This is a genomic window from Acetobacter malorum, assembly GCF_002153605.1.
Taxonomy (GTDB): Bacteria; Pseudomonadota; Alphaproteobacteria; order Acetobacterales; family Acetobacteraceae; genus Acetobacter; species Acetobacter malorum_A.
The window spans coordinates 1-18,775 of sequence record NZ_JOPG01000003.1 but is presented as its reverse complement, the minus strand read 5'-3'; the positions used below and the strand labels follow the sequence as shown (position 1 = coordinate 18,775).

Genomic DNA, 18,775 nt, shown 5'->3' with positions numbered 1-18,775 from the left:
TGTGACGCTTTTTAAAGGAGCGCCACAGGCCTCAGAACGCAATACAGTGAAGGAATGAGCATGTCCCAGTCTATCGTTCTTGGCGGCGGGTGCTTCTGGTGCATGGAAGCTGTTTTTCGGGACATGGCGGGGATTCTCTCCATCGCCCCCGGTTACGCGGGCGGCCATACGGCAGAACCGACCTATAAACAGGTTTGCACCGGCCAGACCGGCCATGCAGAAGTCATTCGGCTGGAGTTCGATCCGAACGTAATCGGATATGAGGATGTGCTGAGAATTTTCTTCACACTCCACAACCCCACCACTTTGAACCGGCAGGGGGACGATATTGGCACACAATATCGCTCTGCCATTTTCTACGCGGATGAAGAGCAGAAAAACGCTGCCCTGATGGTTAAGGCGGAAATTGAAAAGGCTGACCTATGGGATGCGCCGATTGTCACCGAGATTGTCCCGTTAGAGACCTTCTGGCCCGCTGAAGCCATGCATTTCGATTACTATGAGCGCAATCCGAACACAGGCTATTGTCAGGCCGTTATTGCACCTAAGGTTGCTAAGGCCCGCAAACTCTACGCGTCCCACTTCAAACGCGCAGACGTCTGAACTGCTGATTTATTCAGAGATCGCTTCTTCCAGATAGAAGCGATCCCCTTCCTCATCAAAATCGAACAGTTCCGCAAAGCGTGCCCAGCCTATAACGGTCTGGAGCGTCTGGCGGGCATAGTCGGGTGACATCGCCTCTTCCAGCGCATCCCGGAAGCGGTCAGCATTTGCGCTGTGAGACGGGCGCTCATCCAGCACAGTGCAAATCATTTTGACCAGTGGCACATGATGCAGCAAAGCATGGCTCATGATGGCTTTGCGCTCATCAAGGTCACTCAGCACAAAATGCACCCCTTCATTGGTAAGCAGGATGTCACCATCCTCCAGTTCCGCGAGGCCCAGTAATTCGAGGGATTCGCCTAACGGGAACAGGTCATCCAGTTCCAGTTGCAGCTTTTCTGCCAGCATGGGCAGGTCAGCCCGGCCATTGAGTGGAGGGGCCGCCAGCGCTTCCATCATCCCGATCATCATCGTGATGGACACCATAGGCAAAGCCATGAGGGACGGCGTTGCCTGGATGGCCTGCTTCACGCCCATAGCCAGATCAGCCTCAGAAATAATCGGCGCACGTTGTGTCATCAGCGCATAGATATGGTCCACAAACTGACGGAAGGCTGGATCTTCCCGGTCACGGGGGTGCGCAAACGGGACCGTCAGCGCATGGGCAATACGGCCGGGATTGGAAGAGAAAATCATGATCCGATCACAGATCAGAACAGCTTCTTCAATATTGTGGGTCACCACCAGCATGGCCTGAACGGGCAGCTTTTTTTCTGACCAGAGCTCAACCAGATCTGTCCGGAGATTTTCAGCAGTCAGCACGTCCAGGGCGGAAAAAGGCTCGTCCATCAGAAGCAGATCCGGCTGCACGACCAGCGCACGGGCCAGCCCCACACGCTGCTGCATCCCGCCAGAAAGCTCCTTTGGCCATGCGTTTTCGTAGCCGCCAAGGCCAATCAGATCGATGGCATTTTCCACCAGCCTGTCACGCTCTTCGCCAGCAACACCCTTGGCTTCCAGCCCGAGAGCCACATTCTCTTCCACTGTCATCCAGGGGAAGAGCGCGAAGGACTGAAAAACCATGGCTACGCCATCGGCTGACCCCTTCAGGGGGGCACCTTTCCAGAGGACCTCACCAGATGAGGGAGAAAGCAGCCCGGCCAGAATCCGCAAAAATGTTGACTTCCCAGAACCGGACCGGCCGAGCAGACCAACAATCTCGCCCGTGTTGAGCGTCAGATTGACATCATCCAGCACCAGCAGATCAACAGCACTGTCTTTATGATAGGACTGACTGACATGCCGCGCCTCAACCAGCGCTGTGGCTTGTCTGGCTGTCTGGTGATCGGCAAGGGAAGGGGACGTCATGGTTCGGTCCTGTATCAGGTCAGTTTCAGTCGGCGGTGTGCGTAATCGGAAAGAGGACGCCAAACCAGCCAGTTGAGGATGAGCACAAACAACGCCATCACGACAACACCCAGCGCAACCTCACTAATGTCGCCTTCGGTCGTGGCCTGCGCAATATAGGCTCCAAGGCCGTGCGCTTTCAGCGTCACGCTCCCCCATTGCGCCACTTCTGAGGCAATAGCGGCATTCCATGCCCCGCCCGAGGCCGCCAGAGCCCCTGTAAGGTAATAAGGCGTAATGCCGGGCAGAATGATTTTCCGCCACCAGAGCAAGCCTTTGACTTCAAAATTTTCGCCAACTTCCAGCAAATTGGGCGGAAAAGATGAGGTGCCCCCAATGACATTGAAGAGGATGTACCATTGCGCCCCCAACATCATCAAAGGGGTAAGCCAGATATCAGGTGCCAGATGAAAATAAATAATTCCGCCCACAAAAATGGGGAAAAACAGGTTGGCCGGGAATGCTGCGCAATATTGCACGATCAGTTGTGCCCGATGCGCCCGCACAGGCTTGAGCCCCAGCCAGACGCCTACAGGCACCCAGATGAGTGAGGCAAGACACAGCATACTGACAACACGCAGAAGCGTATAAAACCCCAGCACGACAACATGCCCAATTTGCCCGAGCGTATACGCCGTCCTGCCGTAAACCCACGCCTGTTCCAGCGCACACAGGAAAATCAGCCCAAGCGCCCCCCACCACAGAGCATCAGAGAGCCGTTTTGAAACGGCCGTCTGCGAAGACTGAAACCGTCCTTGTCGGCGTCCCAGAGGGAGAGAGCCGATCTTGCGCATAAAAGACAGGAATAGATTGATACTGTTCCGCAGGACACGTGTGCGGCGAAGCAGCCGAAGCACCCACGGCTCTGCCAGCGCTTCATCCTGCACCGTTGTTTCAAGCCGGAAGCGCGTTGCCCAGACGGTGAGGGGGCGAAACAGAATCTGATCATACACCAGAATAATAACCATCATGGCGAGGATGGCTGCCAGCACAGCGCCGATATTCTGCTGCCTGATGGCAACACCAACGTAAGACCCAATCCCCGGCAGGGCCACCTGAGTGTTGCCGACCGTAAGGGTTTCTGAATAAACCACCATGAACCAGCCACCGGCCATGGACATCATGGAATTCCACACAAGCGAGGGAATGGCGCAAGGCACTTCCAGCCGCCAGAATTTTTGCCAGGCGGTTAGCCCGAAGCATCGTGCGGCTTCTTCAAGCTCTGTGGGGACACTCCGTAAGGACTGATACATCCCAAAGGCCATGTTCCATGCCTGAGAGGTGAAGATGGTGAAGACGGCTGCCAGTTCGGCCCCCAGCACCTGTCCGGGAAAGAGCCCGAGAAAGAAAGTTACCGTAAAACTCAGGAAGCCCAGAATGGGAATGGACTGGAGGATATCCAGCAAGGGCACCAGAATTTGTGCCGCCCGGCTGCTTTTGGCAGCCAGTGTTGCGTAAAGAAAGGTAAAAACGAGGGAGACCCCGAGGGCCGCGAACATCCTCAGAGTGGTCCGCAAGGCATAGCCGGGCAGATACAGGACATCGAGATGGATCGGAGCCTGCGCCGGAGCAGCAAGTGGTGCTAACATATGCCGCACACTGTTGCCGGCCAGAATAGCCAGCCCCACCACGCAGATCAGAAGGATGGCGTCTGCTGTATTCAGGTGGCGTAACGGCAGACGCGTAGACGGGTTTTGAGAAGAAAGAGAAAAATCTGGTCGCGCTGCCGTCATGGCAGTCCGGTTCCTGTACTGCCAAAACCGCCTGTGCCGCGGGCGGTTGCGTCCAGACTGTCACACTCGGCCCAGGAGACACGCTCAACCGGCGCAATAACAGCCTGAGCAATGCGCATACCATGTTCAACGGTAAAGGGCTGATCGCCCGCATTCAGAACAATGACGCCGACTTCACCGCGATAATCTTCGTCAATAGTGCCGGGCGAGTTCGGCAGAATAATCCCGTGCTTCAACGCAAGGCCGGAACGGGGGCGCACCTGCAACTCGTATCCGGGGGGCAAAGCAATGCACAGACCGGTCGGTATAACAGTACGACCACCCGGCTGGAGCGTGACAGGCTCCGGCACGGCCGCCAGAAGATCCATCCCGGCTGCACCTGCCGTGGCGTAAGACGGCAGCGGTAGATCCTGCCCGTGTGGCAGGCGCTGCACCCGCACTGTAAGGCCGGTGTTCCGGGATTCAGTTGCAGGCATCAGGCACTCCATATCTCATAGTTCTTATAACGACTTGTGAGGCTTTAAAAACCAGTCTGCAAGCGTTCTGGCAAGCCTGCGGGCCACGTCTTCCTTACTCAGGCGCGGCCAGTGCTCTGCCTTATCCGGCGTGATCAGGATCACCTGATTTTCGGAACCGCCCATCACATCCGAACCCGCCCCAACATTGTTGGCAACAATCCAGTCACATCCCTTGCGAGCCAGCTTGGCACGGGCATGGGCCTCCACCGTTTCCGTCTCGGCTGCAAAACCAATAACAAGACGCGGACGGGAAGGCGAGGGTTCTGAAAGTTCGGCCAGAATATCCGGGTTCGGCAATAGGGCCTGCGGCGGGGGCAGGTCATCCTTGCCTGTTTTTTTGATTTTCTGATCCTGCACATGCGCAGGTCGCCAGTCCGCCACGGCTGCCGTGCAGATGGCTGCATCAAATGACGTCTTTTGCGCGGCCTTGAGAGCGAGATCACGCATCTCACGCGCTGTCTCACAAAAGGAAACAGTCACGCCGGGCGGGGGACGTAAAGCTGTTGGGCCGCTGATAAGCGTCACTTCCGCACCCAGATCCGCCAGCGCTTCAGCAAGCGCATAACCCTGCTTGCCTGATGAGCGATTGGCGAGATACCGCACGGGGTCCAGAGGCTCATGTGTCGGGCCTGCCGTTACAAGACAAGTTTTGCCTGCCAAAGGGCCGACCTGACGACTCTGTTGGCGGAAAAATGCCAGAATAGCATCCCGCACATCGGCAGGCTCCACCATCCGGCCAGGGCCATATTCACCACAAGCCATCTCACCGGCAACGGGACCAAGAAAAGTCACGCCTCTCTGCCTGAGCGTCTGAATATTGGCTTGCGTAGCGGGATGGTCCCACATCCGCACATTCATGCCCGGAGCCACCATAACGGGGGTATCCGTCGCCAGCAGCACTGTGCTGGCCAGATCATCCGCCAGCCCTCCTGCCATGCGGGCAAGCAGATTGGCTGATGCAGGGCAAACAACAATCAGATCCGCCGAGCGGGAAAGAGCAATGTGCCCCATCTCCTGCTCAGCCGTGAGGGAAAACAGATCCGTATGAACAGGCTGACCGCTGAGCGCCTGCAACGTCAACGGTGTGACAAACTGACTACCCCCCTGTGTGAGCACACAGCGCACCTGTATGCCATCAGCCCGCAAAGACCGGATGAGTTCCGGCGCTTTAAAGGCGGCGATGCTTCCGCTGATAATCAGCAGAACAGAGCGAAGGGCGGGGGGGGTAGTCATAAAGGGTCAGAGACGCCAGCCAGAGTGAATGGCAGCAATCCCGCCAGACAGGGACTGATAGCGGACATGAGACAGACCAGCCTCACGGAACATTTCCGCCAGCGTTTCCTGATCCGGGAAGGTGCGAATGCTTTCTGCCAGATACTGGTAGCTTTCCCGGTCACCCGCCACCATGCTGCCCATAGTCGGCAGAACCTTGAAGGACCAGGCATCATAAATAGGAGCCAGCGCGGCAACCTGCACGCGGGAGAATTCAAGGCACATGAAACGGCCACCCGGACGCAGCACGCGGCGGGCTTCCCGAATCACTGCCATCTTGTCGGTGCAGTTTCTCAGGCCAAAGGCGATGGAAACGCGATCAACCGACATATCTTTCAGCGGAATGGCTTCCGCATCCACCACAGCGAAGGAGAGGTCTGAGACAAAACCCCGGCTCAATGCACGGTCACGTCCGACGGAGAGCATGCTGGCGTTAATATCGGTCATAATGGTCGGACCGCCGCCGCCCTGCAGCCAGCCAAAGCTGATGTCACCCGTGCCACCTGCCAGATCCAGCAGGGACAGACCGGGCTGAGGCCCCAGTTCCGTGACAAAAATACGTTTCCAGATCCGGTGAATCCCCAGAGACATCAGATCATTCATGACGTCATATTTACCCGCAACGCTGTCAAACACAGCGCGGACGAGGGGTTTCTTCTCTTCCTTCCGGACGGAGCGGAAGCCGAAATCGGTTTCTTCCACCTGCGGCGCGGCGGAAGATGAGGGGGAGGGCGCAAAGCTATTGTCGGTCATGGTGTTACCCTATACCCTGCTTTGCACTCATGCCGGAACTCCCTGAAGTCGAAACCGTGATGCGTGGTATGCAGATCGCTCTGCAAGGCCACGAAATCAGCGATGTCATTCTCCGTCGGCCGGACCTGCGATGGCAGATTCCTGCCGATTTTCGTATTTCCGTCGTCGGGCAGACCGTTACGGGCTTTCGTCGCCGCGGGAAATATATTCTCATGCGGTTGTCGAATAATCTGTCTGTCGTGCTGCATCTGGGCATGTCGGGGCGCATTATTCTCGATTCTCCGACGGCGCCTGCGCTGCATGAACATGCCACCTTCATCACGGCGGATGGGCGCCGCTGCGGGTTTGTTGATCCGCGCCGCTTCGGGATGCTGGACATCGTGCCTACCGAGCAGGAAGAGCAGTATAAATTTCTCGCCGCTATGGGGCCGGAGCCGCTGGAACCTGCGTTTACGGGGCCTGTGCTTCACACTGCCCTCAAAGGTCGGAAATCTCCTATTAAAACGGCGCTTCTGGATCAGAAAGTTGTCTCCGGTCTGGGCAATATTTATGTTTGTGAAGCCCTGTATCGCACGGGCATCCATCCCACGACCGCAGCCGGCACCCTGAAGCCTCAGGAAACAAAGCGGCTCGTTCAGGCCATTAAGGATGTTCTGAATGAAGCGATTGCCGCTGGCGGCTCAAGCCTGAAAGATTATGTGCGCCCGGAAGGCGGGCTGGGCTATTTTCAGCATGCTTGGCGCGTTTATGGGCGCAAGGGACAACCATGCCCGGATTGCCCCGGGCCTCCGGCCTGCACTGGGGTTGAGCAGATCACACAAGCAGGACGTTCCACATTTTTCTGCCCCTTGCGGCAGAAAATAAGGTGAAATTACCTCTATAATGAGGGAAGCGACTTGACTGTGGATACCGCTGTGGATTACAGCACCGCTACATCTTTGCAGCCACCCTGGCATTGCCGGGCTGCTACCATTTCTTTTGTGCTGGATAAAATAGAAACTCATGGCGAATATCGCTTCAGCGCGTAAGCGCATCCGGCAGACCGCAAAGCGGACTGCTCGTAACACAGCCCGCAAGTCTCGCATGCGCACCTTCATCAAGAAGGTCGAAACTGCAATTGCTGCTGGCAACCATGACGAAGCTCGTGAAGCTCTGCGCGTTGCTCAGCCGGAACTGCAGCGCGGCGTGATCAAGGGCGTTGTGCATGCAAACACCATTGCACGCAAAATTTCCCGCCTGTCTGCTCGTGTGAAGTCTCTGGCCACCGCCTGAGACCTTCAGGCTGCATCCGCAGCCTTTAGACACATGCGTTTTGTAAAGCCGAATCATCCTGGGGTGGTTCGGCTTTACTTTTGTGTAGCCCTCGGCATGGCATGGCAGAGATGAGGGCAAGAGCACAGAGATTTTCATTGCTCCTCCCTCGGCCGTGCTTTAGTTCTGGCAGCTAGTCTCCACCCTCAGGAGAGCGTCTTTATGCGCGCTCCTGCGCCGCGTTTTATGGCGGCAGTGTAGGCCTGCCGGAAGCCCGGCTGCCTGGTGGCCGTGCAAGCGGCCCCTTATCGAAAATCACGCGCGGCTGGCCGCGTTTATGACCGCTCGGGAGCGTAGATGACAATCGGAGTGGACGATGACGAAAGGGCTTTCCCCCAAGCAGAGGATGGCAAGGCGCTTGAGGAATCGTGGTTACAGATCTGTTCAAGGCTGAAAGGGGAAGTCGGGGAGGTTGAATACCGCACCTGGCTGACCAAGATCGCGCTGGGGCCTGTGGATGGTGACGAGATTACACTCCTCCTTCCTACCCGTTTTTTGCGTGACTGGGTACGCAGCCAGTATGGCGACCGCCTGAGCGAATTATGGAATCAGGTTCAGCCCACCATTCGTCGGGTAGAGCTTCAGGTTGCGCGCCCTGGTGACCCGGTGGCACCGCCACTTGCACTTGCCACCGAGGACGCGCCGGTTGCGGCCCCCAGCATTGAGGTGGAAGACGCCCCCCGCAGCGCGCCGGAAGTGCGGAGTGACCTCGTCACCACACTGGATACCCGCTTTACGTTTGATACGTTTGTGGTGGGGAAGCCGAATGAATTTGCTTATGCCTGCGCACGGCGTGTGGCGGAAAAGCCCTCCAGCGTCGGCTTTAACCCGCTCTTTCTGTATGGCGGGGTGGGTCTCGGTAAAACGCATCTGATGCATGCCATTGGCGCGGAACTGGTGCAGAGCGGCAATGTCTCTGTTGCCTACATGTCCGCTGAAAAGTTCATGTATCGCTTTATTGCGGCCATCCGGTCTCAGTCGACCATGGAGTTCAAGGAACAGCTCCGCTCCGTGGATGTGCTGATGATTGATGATCTTCAGTTCCTGATCGGCAAAGACAATACACAGGAAGAATTCTTCCATACGTTTAACGCGCTGGTGGATGCCGGACGGCAGATTGTGGTCTCTGCGGATAAATCGCCGTCTGATTTGTCCGGGCTGGAAGATCGTCTGCGGACCCGGCTGGGCTGCGGCATGGTAGCGGATATTCACGCCACCACGTTTGAGCTTCGTATTTCCATTCTGGAATCCAAAGCCGCTGCATCCGGCGTGGTTGTGCCCGGCAAAGTTCTGGAATTCCTTGCGCATAAAATCACGTCGAACGTGCGTGAGCTTGAAGGCGCCCTGAACCGCCTGATTGCTCATGCCAATCTGTTTGGGCGCCCAGTGACACTGGAAGCCACGCAGGACGTTCTGCACGACATCCTCAAAGCGCATGATCGTCGTGTGACGATTGAGGAAATCCAGAAGCGGGTAGCGGAGCACTGGAATATCCGTCTGACGGATATGTCCTCTGCGCGTCGTGCCCGAGCCGTTGCCCGGCCACGTCAGGTTGCCATGTATCTCGCCAAACAGCTCACCAGCCGTTCTTTACCCGAGATCGGCCGCAAATTCGGAAACCGTGACCATACAACCGTCATGCACGCTGTCTCGCGTGTGGCGGAACTAATGGAGCGAGATCCCGCTTTTGCAGAGGATGTCGAACTGATGCGTCGGATGCTGGAAAGCTAGACCGACAGGTGCCTGCACACCCACACGGGGATGCAGGCACTCAAAGATTGACTGCACCGTTACTGCTGTTAGTTTTCAACAGGATAGATCCCGGCCCGCCTGAATTCCTGCGTGGGGCCGGTCATGCAGGAAAGAGGCATAGATGAAGTTTTCAGCTGAGCGCGCAATACTGCTCAAAGCTTTGGCACACATCCAGAGTGTTGCTGAAAAGCGTAACACCATCCCCATCCTTGCTAACGTTCTGATTCAGGCGGCAGACGGGCGACTGAGCCTGAAAGCCACCGATATGGAAATCGAGGTGGTGGAAGAAATTCCGGCGACCATCAAACGGGATGGTGCGACAACCGTCCCGGCGTCGGTTCTGTATGAAATTGTTCGCAAACTGCCCGACAGTGTGGAAGTGGAACTGGATCAGGCCGACAGTGAAGGGCCGCTGCTGCTCCGCGCAGACCGCTACGCTACCCGCCTGAACGTACTGAGCGTTGACGATTTCCCGTCCATGGGCACAGGTGATCTGCCGTGTCACTTCAAAGTCGGGGCAGGGGTGCTGCGTTCGCTGATTGACCGGACGCGCTTCGCGATCTCCACTGAGGAAACACGCTACTACCTGAACGGTATTTTCTTCCATGCTGCTGACACGGACGCCGGAAAGCTGCTCCGTGCTGTTGCAACCGACGGACACCGTCTGGCTCGTGTGGAAACAGAACTTCCCGCGGGCGCTGAAACCATGCCGGGCGTGATTATTCCACGCAAAACGGTGGCGGAACTGCGCAAGCTGATTGATGAGGCACCAGAAGAAATTGAGGTGGCCCTCTCGGAGACCCGCGTACAGTTCACGGCCGGCCCGGTCATGCTGACCTCCAAGCTGATTGATGGCACCTTCCCGGAATATGACCGCGTAATTCCGCTCAACAACAAGCGTATTCTGCGCGTTGGCAAAAAAGACTTCTCGGACGCGGTCGCGCGTGTGGCCGCTATCAGTCAGGAGCGGTCTCGTCCGGTCAAACTGGCGCTGGAACCTGGCCTTCTGACGCTCTCTGCCAGCAGTCCGGAACAGGGTATGGCGACGGAAGAGCTGGACAAGACCCGGATCTCTTATGATGCGGAAGCTCTGGAGATCGGCTTTCAGGCCCGTTACCTGAACGACATTACTGATCAGGTGGAAAAGGACGTTGAGTTTGCGTTTTCTGATAGTTCAGCGCCCACAATCGTCCGCGATGTCGACAGCCCCTCAGCACTGTACGTGCTGATGCCGATGCGCGTTTAAGGCGATAGGCATCTTTCTGAGCCTTATCGGGTAAAAAGTGGCTCAGCTTCTTAAACTGACCCTTTCCGAATTTCGTAATTATGAGCGTCTGGTGTGGTCACCAGACGCTTCTCTTGTTGTGCTTACCGGCGAGAACGGAAGCGGCAAAACCAACCTGCTTGAATCCCTTTCTCTTCTGACGCCAGGTCGTGGGTTGCGTGGCGCGCCGTTAGCGCAGCTGGGACGCGACAACACCGCAAGCTGGGGTATCTCTGCCCGTTTTTCCTTTGATCAGGATGTTCTGGAACTCGGCACTGGCATGGCCGGGGCAGGAGAGTCCGCGCGCCGCGTCTATCTGCTGAATGGCCAGCAGGTCCGTAATCGTGATGCGCTGGACGATACACTCTCGGCTGTGTGGATCACGCCTCAGATGGACCGCCTCTTCAGCGAGGGCACTTCTGGCCGACGACGCTTTCTGGACCGACTGGTCATGGCCGTCACACCGCATCATGCACGCGAACTGTTAGCCTATGACCGCGCTATGACGCAGCGGAACCGGCTACTCCAAACCCGTTTTTCTGAATCTTCATGGCTGAGCGGGCTGGAGGCTTCCATGGCTCGACATGGCGTCGCCGTTGCTGCTGGTCGGCGCGAGATGGTGCAGCAGCTCTGCCTGTTTGCGCAGTCCAGTCTGGGCGCGTTTCCCGGCGTGAATGTTACGCTGCTTTGCGGTGTGGCAGACCAGCTGGAATACAACCCGGCGCTGACTGTGGAAGACTGGCTGCGCGAGCAGTTTGCCGCCAATCGGCAGCAGGACAGGGAACGCGGGCGCGCCACATTTGGTGTGCATCGTACAGATTTCCGGCTCTCTGATCTGCAAACAGGCCTTCCGGCGGCCACTGCCAGCACGGGTCAGCAAAAGACCCTCCTGATGGGCACAGTTCTGGCTCATGCCCGGCTGGTGGAAGATTATCGCGGGATGCCGCCGGTCCTGTTGCTGGATGAACCACTGGTGCATCTGGACCGCGCACGACGTGGTTCTTTGCTGGAAATTGTCAAAGACTTCCGCACCACTGTGATCCTGACCGGAACTGATGAAGCACCTTTTGAGGATTTACGGACGCAGGCACGATTTGTCGCACTAAAACAAGGAGAATTTCTCGGATAAATCGGGAAACAATCCCATAAAAGAGAGCTTCCAATCTGGTCGGACTGCGCTGGCCGGAGTATAAGACAACATCAGGTCCTATTCTTCTTTTCCGGAGTACCGTTACCATATGACAGACCTTTCTCAGCCCACACCATCCACCGGAATGGAAGAGTATGACGCCGCGTCGATCTCTGTGCTGAAAGGGCTAGATGCCGTTCGTAAGCGGCCAGGGATGTATATCGGTGATACTGATGACGGTTCCGGCCTGCACCACATGGCGTTTGAAATTATTGATAACGCTGTTGATGAAGCCCAGGCGGGTTATGCAACCCGCTGTATTCTGACCCTGAATGCCGATGGCAGCGTGACGGTGCGGGATAACGGCCGCGGCATCCCGACCGACATGCACACCGAAGAAGGCATCAGCGCTGCAGAAGTCGTGCTGACGCGCCTGCATGCGGGCGGCAAGTTCAACCAGAATTCCTACAAGGTTTCAGGCGGCCTGCACGGCGTGGGCGCTGCGGTGGTGAATGCGCTTTCTGAATCCATGGAAGTGCGCATCTGGCGTAACGGGCAGGAGCATGTCATCCGCTTCCGGCACGGTGAGCGGGAAGGGCCTCTGGAAGTTGTTGGCCCGTCTGACGAAGAACGTGGCACACAGGTCACCTTCAAGCCGAGCGGCGAAACCTTCCCCCGAACAGTTTTCGATTTTGCCATTCTGGAACGTCGCCTGCGTGAGCTGGCCTTCCTGAACTCTGGGCTCGAAATTGTTCTGCGCGATGCCCGCACAGAAGAGGTCCGGGAAGAAATTTTCTATTACGAAGGCGGCCTTGAAGCCTTTGTGGAATGGCTTGACCGCTCCCGCACTCCCATTGTTACGCCCCCCATTACGGGCAGCATGGAAAACGCGGATAACGGGATCAAGGTTGAGTTCGCGCTGAGCTGGAATGACAGCTTTCACGAAACGATGCTGTGCTTCACCAACAATATCCCTCAGCGTGATGGCGGTGCCCATCTGGCAGGGTTCCGGCAGGCGCTGACACGTATTGTTGGCAAATATGCGGAAAGCATTGCCAAAAAAGACGCCCATTCTCTGGTGGGTGAAGATATGCGTGAAGGTCTGACGGCTGTTCTGTCCGTCAAAGTGCCTGACCCGAAATTCTCCTCCCAGACCAAAGACAAGCTGGTCTCCTCCGAAGTGCAGCCGGTGGTGCATGCGGCCGCGGCCGATATGATTGGCCACTGGTTTGAAACGCACCCCAAGGAAGCCAAGATTGTTGTTGGCAAGGTGCTAGATGCAGCCTCTGCGCGTGAAGCTGCTCGTAAAGCTCGTGAGTTAACCCGCCGGAAAGGCGTGCTGGACATCTCCTCCCTGCCTGGCAAGCTGGCCGATTGCCAGGAACGCGACCCCTCTAAAGCTGAAATCTTTATCGTTGAGGGTGACTCCGCCGGCGGAACGGCAAAGCAGGGGCGGGACCGTCGCTTTCAGGCAATTCTTCCGCTTAAAGGCAAAATCCTTAACGTGGAACGCGCCCGGTTTGACCGCATGCTCGGTTCTGCGGAAATTGGCACGCTGATTACCGCACTGGGCACCGGCATTGGCCGCGGTGAGGCCGATCAGGGTGGGTTCTCTATTGAGAAGCTCCGTTACCACCGCATCGTCATCATGACTGACGCTGACGTGGATGGCTCCCATATCCGCACACTCCTGCTGACCTTCTTCTTTCGCCAGATGCCGGAACTGATTGAACGCGGTTATCTCTATATCGCTCAGCCACCGCTCTACCGTGCCAAACGCGGCAATGAAGAGCGCTACCTGAAAGACGATGCGGCTTTGGAGCAGTATCTTCTGGATAAGGCTCTGAACAACGCAGCCTTTGTCTATGCGGACGGCAAGGTGGTGTCCGGGGCTGATCTGGAAGCCGATCTGCCGTTTATCCGTCAAGCAACGCAGGCTGTTTCTCGCCTGTCCAACCGCGTGCCGAACTGGATTATCGAGCAGGCAGCACTGGCTGGTGCTCTGACGTCTGATCTGGAAACGCTCCAGCAGCGTATTCCTGATCTTCAGAAACGTCTGGATGCTGCATCTGCTGAAAACGAGCGCGGCTGGAAAGCCGTTGCCAGCACCGATGGGCTGGAACTGGCTCGCAGCGTACGTGGCGTCGGGGAAGTCTACCGCATTGACCCGAACATGCTGGCCGGTGGCGATGCCCGCTGGCTGACCAATCAGTTGGACCGTCTGGTTCGTGAATTCGGCACAGGTGTTAGCCTGCGTCTGGAAACCACGGAGCTGCCGCTGAAAGGGCCGTCTGAACTCTATACGCGCCTGCTTGCACAGGGCCGCCGTGGTCTGGCCATCAACCGCTTTAAAGGTCTGGGCGAAATGAACGATGAACAGCTGTGGGAAACCACGCTGGACCCGGCCATGCGCACCCTGTTGCAGGTTAAAGTGGGTGACGTTGAGGAAGCCGGACAGGTGTTCACGACCCTGATGGGTGATGTGGTGGAACCCCGTCGTGACTTTATTGTTGGCAATGCTCTGAAGGTTGCCAATTTGGACGTGTAAGGCAGCGACCTTACTTCTGGCATTCTTTGATGGGGAGCCTCTGCGGCTCCCCATTTTTTTTTGCACGCTTGGCGTAAAGGCATTTTTGGCGCGCAGTAACATTACGCCACGCTTTCATGACAAACCGTGCATGGGATTGAGGGGGTATTCCGATTAGCAATGAGTCGGCTACCGGGAGATCTGCCCCCCTCACAGAATTACCGTTTGAAAGCCTTCGGAAATCTAACACGACGCAGTGCACTTTTGGAAAAGCACTAAACGGAAGGGGAAACGTTATCTTCCATTCTCCACGCCTTATCCAAAAAACTCCAACTAATCCGGACCAAAAATAAAGCCGGATATCCTTGTCACGCTGCACAAATGAAACAGCCGCTACAAAAAAAGCGGAAAGCTGGCCCAGAAGACCCTCTTTCCGCTTTTCACTTGTGACCGATGCCTAATTGGTAATCAGTCAATAAGTGTTAGTGTCCGTTTTTATGAGCTGATCAATCTCACGGAACTGCTTCAGCAGGGCCGGAAGAGACTTGATGGGAAGCATGTTCGGACCATCACTTGGAGCGTGGTCCGGGTCCTCATGTGTTTCGATAAACAGGGCCGCAACCCCGACCGCTAGTGCCGCGCGGGAAAGAACAGGGGCAAATTCCCGCTGACCACCGGAAGAGCCACCCAGTCCACCCGGCTGCTGGACAGAATGCGTGGCGTCATACACCACCGGATAGCCCGTCTGCGCCATAATGGGCAGACCGCGCATATCGTTAATCAGCGTGTTGTAGCCAAAGCTGGTTCCGCGCTCACACAGCATGATGCGCTGGTTGCCCGTGGAGGCAATTTTGGCTGCAACGTGCTGCATGTCCCATGGCGCAAGAAACTGGCCTTTTTTGACGTTCACCACGGCCCCGGTTTTGCCCGCAGCCAGAAGAAGATCGGTCTGGCGGCACAAAAAGGCCGGGATTTGCAGAACATCAACAGCTTCTGCAACCGGAGCGCACTGTTCCGGAGCATGAACGTCCGTCAGCACCGGAATGTTCAGGCTTTTCCGAATGTCTGCCAGAATAGCCAGACCATCCTTCATACCAACGCCTCGGGCGCTGGACAGGCTGGTACGGTTAGCTTTGTCAAACGAGCTTTTGTAAATCAGCCCGATATTCGCCGCAGCACATAATTCTTTCAGCGCAATTGCCGTTTCCATGGCATGAGCTGCGGATTCAATCTGACACGGCCCGGCAATCAGCACAAAAGGCTGATCGTTCCCGACCGTCAAAGACTGAAGCTGAAAATTATGTGCTGCAGCGTGCGTCATGCGCGACGAGCCTTTTCAAGTGCTGCACCAACAAACCCGGAAAACAGCGGATGCGGTGCAAAGGGGCGGGACTTGAGTTCCGGATGATACTGCACCGCTACGAACCACGGATGATCCGGATACTCCACCACTTCCGGCAGAATCCCATCGGGAGACAGACCGGAGAATTTCAGCCCGGCTTTTTCAAGCTGGTCCTTGTAGTGAATGTTCACTTCATAGCGGTGACGATGGCGTTCACGGATGTTGGTCGTGCCGTAAATCTCAGCCGCACGAGACCCTTCCGTCAGTGTCGCCGGATAAGCACCAAGCCGCATGGTGCCGCCCAGTTCTCCACCCTCACTCCGGCGCAGGCGCTCGCTACCACGTGCCCACTCCGTCATCAGACCAACCAGCGGTTCATCAGCTTCACCGAATTCGGTGGAAGACGCATTGGGCAGGCCTGCGAGATTACGGGCACATTCGATGACCGCCATCTGCATCCCGAAGCAGATACCAAGGAACGGAATACCGCGCTCACGGGCAAACCGGACAGCAGCAATCTTGCCTTTTGAACCACGCTCGCCAAAACCACCAGGCACCAGAATGCCATGTGCCGTGGACAGACGTTCCAGAGCCTCGGGGGATTCTTCCAGCGTTTCAGCTTCCACCCAGTCCAGCTTCACTTTCGCACGGTGCGCAATACCACCATGCAACAGGGCCTCGTTCAGAGACTTATAGCTGTCGAGCAGGGCCGTATATTTCCCAACCACCGCAATGCGGACATCCCCGTCCGGGCGGCGGATGGCATCCACAATTTTCTCCCAACCGGACAGGTCGGGTTCTTCTGTGTGGGGCAGACCGAAATAACGCAGGACTTCGGTATCCATGCCTTCAGCATGATAGGCGAGGGGGCAGGAATAAATGGTGTCCACATCCCGTGCGGCAATCACAGCCTCGGGGCGCACGTTACAGAAGTTGGCAATCTTGCGACGCTCGGTGTCCGGAATGGCGCGGTCACAGCGGCAGAGCAGGATTTGCGGCTGAATGCCGACATTCTGCAGTTCCTTGACGGAATGCTGAGTCGGCTTGGTCTTCAGTTCACCAGCAGACGGGATCCACGGCAGCAGCGTGAGATGGACCACCATGGTCTGATCCGGACCAAGGTCGTTGCGCAACTGACGAATGGCTTCAAGGAACGGAAGGCTTTCAATATCGCCTACCGTGCCGCCGATTTCGACCAGCACGAAATCCACATCATCCGTATTGGCAACCACAATGTCTTTAATGGCATCGGTAATGTGCGGGATAACCTGCACCGTGGCGCCCAGATAGTCCCCACGGCGTTCCCGCGCGATGACATCGGAATAGATCTTGCCAGTGGTGGTGTTGTCTTCCTTGGTCGCGTTAACGCCGGTGAAGCGTTCGTAGTGGCCCAGATCAAGATCTGTTTCGGCCCCGTCATCGGTGACAAACACTTCCCCGTGCTGATACGGGCTCATGGTGCCGGGGTCGACGTTCAGATAGGGGTCAAGCTTACGCAGGCGGACTTTATAGCCACGCGACTGCAGGAGTGCAGCAAGAGCCGCTGACGCAATGCCTTTCCCAAGAGAGGACACCACACCGCCGGTGATAAATACGAAACGGGTCATGAACAGACTTCCTACACGGACAAAGCCGGGTGGGTAAAGATGGACACAAAAATTCCTCCGCAGCTTTATGCAAGCGCAGAGGAATAAAGACTCTTCCTCTCTCCGGCTCCGGGAAGGAGGGAGAGAGCGGGAAACATGTTACTGTTTGGACGGTGCCGGAGCAGCCGGCGGTGCGGCAGGCTGAGCAGGCGCTGTGACAGCGGCAGGAGCCGGGGGCTGAGCCAGAATGTCATGCCCGGCACCAGTGGAAGACCCACGGTTCAGAATCGCCAGCACCAGAGACAACAGCATGAACAGCCCGGCGAGCACTGCCGTGGTGCGCGTCAGCAGGTTGGCTGTGCCACGGCCGGACATGAATGCCCCCATACCCTGACTGCTGCCAATGCCGAGGCCGCCCCCTTCACTGCGCTGGATCAGCACAGTGCCAATCAGGGCTATGGTCACGCAAATATGCAGAATCAGCAGGGCTGTGGTCATGTCGAGTTCCCGATAAAGTGCGGAAATCAGGCAGCAGAAGCCGCGCCGATAATGGATAGGAATGCCTCTGCATTCAGGCTGGCACCCCCTACAAGGGCACCTGCTACATCTGCAATCGACAGAATGGAAGCCGCATTCTTGGCATTAACGGAGCCACCATACAGAATCCTGACAGTTTTGCCAGCCTCGCCAAACTGACGAACCAGCTCTTCACGCAGGAATTTCATGGTTTCGGCAATTTCGTCCTCAGTCGCAGCACGCCCTGTGCCAATGGCCCAGATCGGCTCATAGGCCAGAATACCGGAGAAATTGTCGGGCAGGGAGCCTTTGATCTGCCAGCCCAGCGTGTCGAAGTGCTCACCACTTTCACGCTGGTCTTCCGTCTCACCAATACAGACAATGGGGGTCAGGCCGGCTTTTGTGGCGGCAACCGCTTTTTCACGCACGGTTTCATCCAGTTCCCCGTGTTCCTGCCGGCGTTCGGAATGGCCAAGAATAACGTAGGATACGCCAAGGTCCGTCAGCATGGCGGGAGAAATATCCCCGGTGTGCGCGCCAGACACATCCTTATGGCAATCCTGCGCACCCAGAGCGATGGGAGAGCCTTTCAGCTTGTCTGCCAGTAGCGCAAGCTGCGTGAAGGGCGGGCAGGTTACAATATCCGGCACAGTCGCCGGGAGCCCTGCCAGCAGAGCTTCAACAAGCGCCTGCGAATCACGGCTGGTGCCGTTCATCTTCCAGTTGCCGACGATAATCTGTCTGGTCATACGCCTCGTCCTTCCGTGCTGCCTGTGCCCGCATCATCCTTGCGTCACTGAGGCCGTCGGAACAGGCTAAACCATACACTCGGGCTGTGGGGCAAGATGCTGCGTGCGTGTTTCGGTCCTTAACGGTTCGTTACCGCTGGTCAAGAGCGGCTGGTCCGCTTATGGTGCCGCGCCCGGGTTTGCCCGTGGCATGGTGTTCTGTCTCAACGGATCCTTGGGTTCATGATTTCCTATCTGCGTCGCGTTTTTGTTGAATCCTGGCTTGGGCGTGTCTGCGCCATCGTCATCTTCCTTGCTTTTATCGGCTGGGGGG

17 protein-coding genes are annotated in these 18,775 nt (G+C 56.9%); 8 read left to right on the top strand and 9 right to left on the bottom strand.

What is annotated here, in order from left to right; all coding sequences use genetic code 11:
* Positions 1–60: 60 nt before the first annotated feature.
* On the top strand, positions 61–603 hold the full coding sequence (gene msrA, locus HK23_RS01520) for a peptide-methionine (S)-S-oxide reductase MsrA (protein WP_086652626.1): 543 nt from the start codon (positions 61–63) through the stop codon (positions 601–603).
* A gap of 9 nt (positions 604–612) precedes the next feature.
* On the opposite strand, the gene HK23_RS01515 is transcribed toward msrA, so the two are convergent.
* From HK23_RS01515 to HK23_RS01495, 5 genes are read right to left on the bottom strand one after another with little or no spacing between them, the layout of a single operon-like run.
* Positions 613–1,971, bottom strand: a complete 1,359-nt coding sequence (locus tag HK23_RS01515) for an ABC transporter ATP-binding protein (protein ID WP_086652625.1) — start codon at positions 1,969–1,971, stop codon at positions 613–615.
* A 14-nt stretch (positions 1,972–1,985) separates the two neighbouring features.
* The gene (locus HK23_RS01510) at positions 1,986–3,743 is read right to left on the bottom strand and encodes an ABC transporter permease (protein WP_086652624.1); all 1,758 of its coding nucleotides are present in this window, start codon (positions 3,741–3,743) and stop codon (positions 1,986–1,988) included.
* A complete protein-coding gene (gene dut, locus HK23_RS01505) occupies positions 3,740–4,219 on the bottom strand; it encodes a dUTP diphosphatase (RefSeq protein WP_062273754.1) in 480 nt (159 codons plus the stop codon). Before dut ends, HK23_RS01510 begins: the two co-directional genes overlap by 4 nt.
* A 24-nt stretch (positions 4,220–4,243) precedes the next feature.
* Complete coding sequence (gene coaBC / locus HK23_RS01500; protein WP_086652623.1) at positions 4,244–5,494, bottom strand: bifunctional phosphopantothenoylcysteine decarboxylase/phosphopantothenate--cysteine ligase CoaBC; 1,251 nt, start codon at positions 5,492–5,494, stop codon at positions 4,244–4,246.
* A 6-nt stretch (positions 5,495–5,500) separates the two neighbouring features.
* Positions 5,501–6,286: a class I SAM-dependent methyltransferase gene (locus HK23_RS01495; protein ID WP_063908261.1), complete on the bottom strand. Its 786-nt coding sequence runs from the start codon at positions 6,284–6,286 to the stop codon at positions 5,501–5,503.
* A gap of 29 nt (positions 6,287–6,315) precedes the next feature.
* Between HK23_RS01495 and mutM the strand changes: the two genes are divergently transcribed.
* From mutM to gyrB, 7 genes are all read left to right on the top strand, one after another.
* Positions 6,316–7,155, top strand: coding sequence for a bifunctional DNA-formamidopyrimidine glycosylase/DNA-(apurinic or apyrimidinic site) lyase (mutM, locus tag HK23_RS01490; protein WP_086652622.1), 840 nt, complete (start codon positions 6,316–6,318; stop codon positions 7,153–7,155).
* A 27-nt stretch (positions 7,156–7,182) separates the two neighbouring features.
* Positions 7,183–7,314: a hypothetical protein gene (locus HK23_RS14695; protein ID WP_256940007.1), complete on the top strand. Its 132-nt coding sequence runs from the start codon at positions 7,183–7,185 to the stop codon at positions 7,312–7,314.
* Complete coding sequence (gene rpsT, locus HK23_RS01485; protein ID WP_043552691.1) at positions 7,289–7,558, top strand: 30S ribosomal protein S20; 270 nt, start codon at positions 7,289–7,291, stop codon at positions 7,556–7,558. Before HK23_RS14695 ends, rpsT begins: the two co-directional genes overlap by 26 nt.
* A gap of 336 nt (positions 7,559–7,894) precedes the next feature.
* Complete coding sequence (dnaA, locus tag HK23_RS01480; protein WP_086652621.1) at positions 7,895–9,328, top strand: chromosomal replication initiator protein DnaA; 1,434 nt, start codon at positions 7,895–7,897, stop codon at positions 9,326–9,328.
* A gap of 142 nt (positions 9,329–9,470) precedes the next feature.
* A complete protein-coding gene (gene dnaN / locus HK23_RS01475) occupies positions 9,471–10,595 on the top strand; it encodes a DNA polymerase III subunit beta (protein WP_086652620.1) in 1,125 nt (374 codons plus the stop codon).
* 37 nt (positions 10,596–10,632) lie between these two features.
* On the top strand, positions 10,633–11,742 hold the full coding sequence (recF, locus tag HK23_RS01470; RefSeq protein ID WP_086652619.1) for a DNA replication/repair protein RecF: 1,110 nt from the start codon (positions 10,633–10,635) through the stop codon (positions 11,740–11,742).
* A 109-nt stretch (positions 11,743–11,851) separates the two neighbouring features.
* The gene (gyrB, locus tag HK23_RS01465; protein ID WP_086652618.1) at positions 11,852–14,290 is read left to right on the top strand and encodes a DNA topoisomerase (ATP-hydrolyzing) subunit B; all 2,439 of its coding nucleotides are present in this window, start codon (positions 11,852–11,854) and stop codon (positions 14,288–14,290) included.
* 451 nt (positions 14,291–14,741) lie between these two features.
* On the opposite strand, the gene kdsA is transcribed toward gyrB, so the two are convergent.
* The 4 genes from kdsA to tpiA all read right to left on the bottom strand — a co-directional run bounded on the left by kdsA (position 14,742) and on the right by tpiA (position 18,462).
* Positions 14,742–15,590, bottom strand: a complete 849-nt coding sequence (gene kdsA / locus HK23_RS01460; RefSeq protein WP_086652617.1) for a 3-deoxy-8-phosphooctulonate synthase — start codon at positions 15,588–15,590, stop codon at positions 14,742–14,744.
* Complete coding sequence (locus tag HK23_RS01455; RefSeq protein ID WP_063908258.1) at positions 15,587–17,218, bottom strand: CTP synthase; 1,632 nt, start codon at positions 17,216–17,218, stop codon at positions 15,587–15,589. The genes kdsA and HK23_RS01455 overlap by 4 nt, the downstream gene beginning before the upstream one ends.
* Before the next feature lie 138 nt (positions 17,219–17,356).
* Positions 17,357–17,695 carry a preprotein translocase subunit SecG gene (secG, locus tag HK23_RS01450; RefSeq protein ID WP_062140328.1) on the bottom strand — a complete coding sequence of 113 codons (339 nt, stop codon included), beginning with the start codon at positions 17,693–17,695 and terminating at the stop codon, positions 17,357–17,359.
* A 26-nt stretch (positions 17,696–17,721) separates the two neighbouring features.
* Positions 17,722–18,462, bottom strand: a complete 741-nt coding sequence (tpiA, locus tag HK23_RS01445; protein WP_043552678.1) for a triose-phosphate isomerase — start codon at positions 18,460–18,462, stop codon at positions 17,722–17,724.
* Positions 18,463–18,775 lie beyond the last annotated feature (313 nt).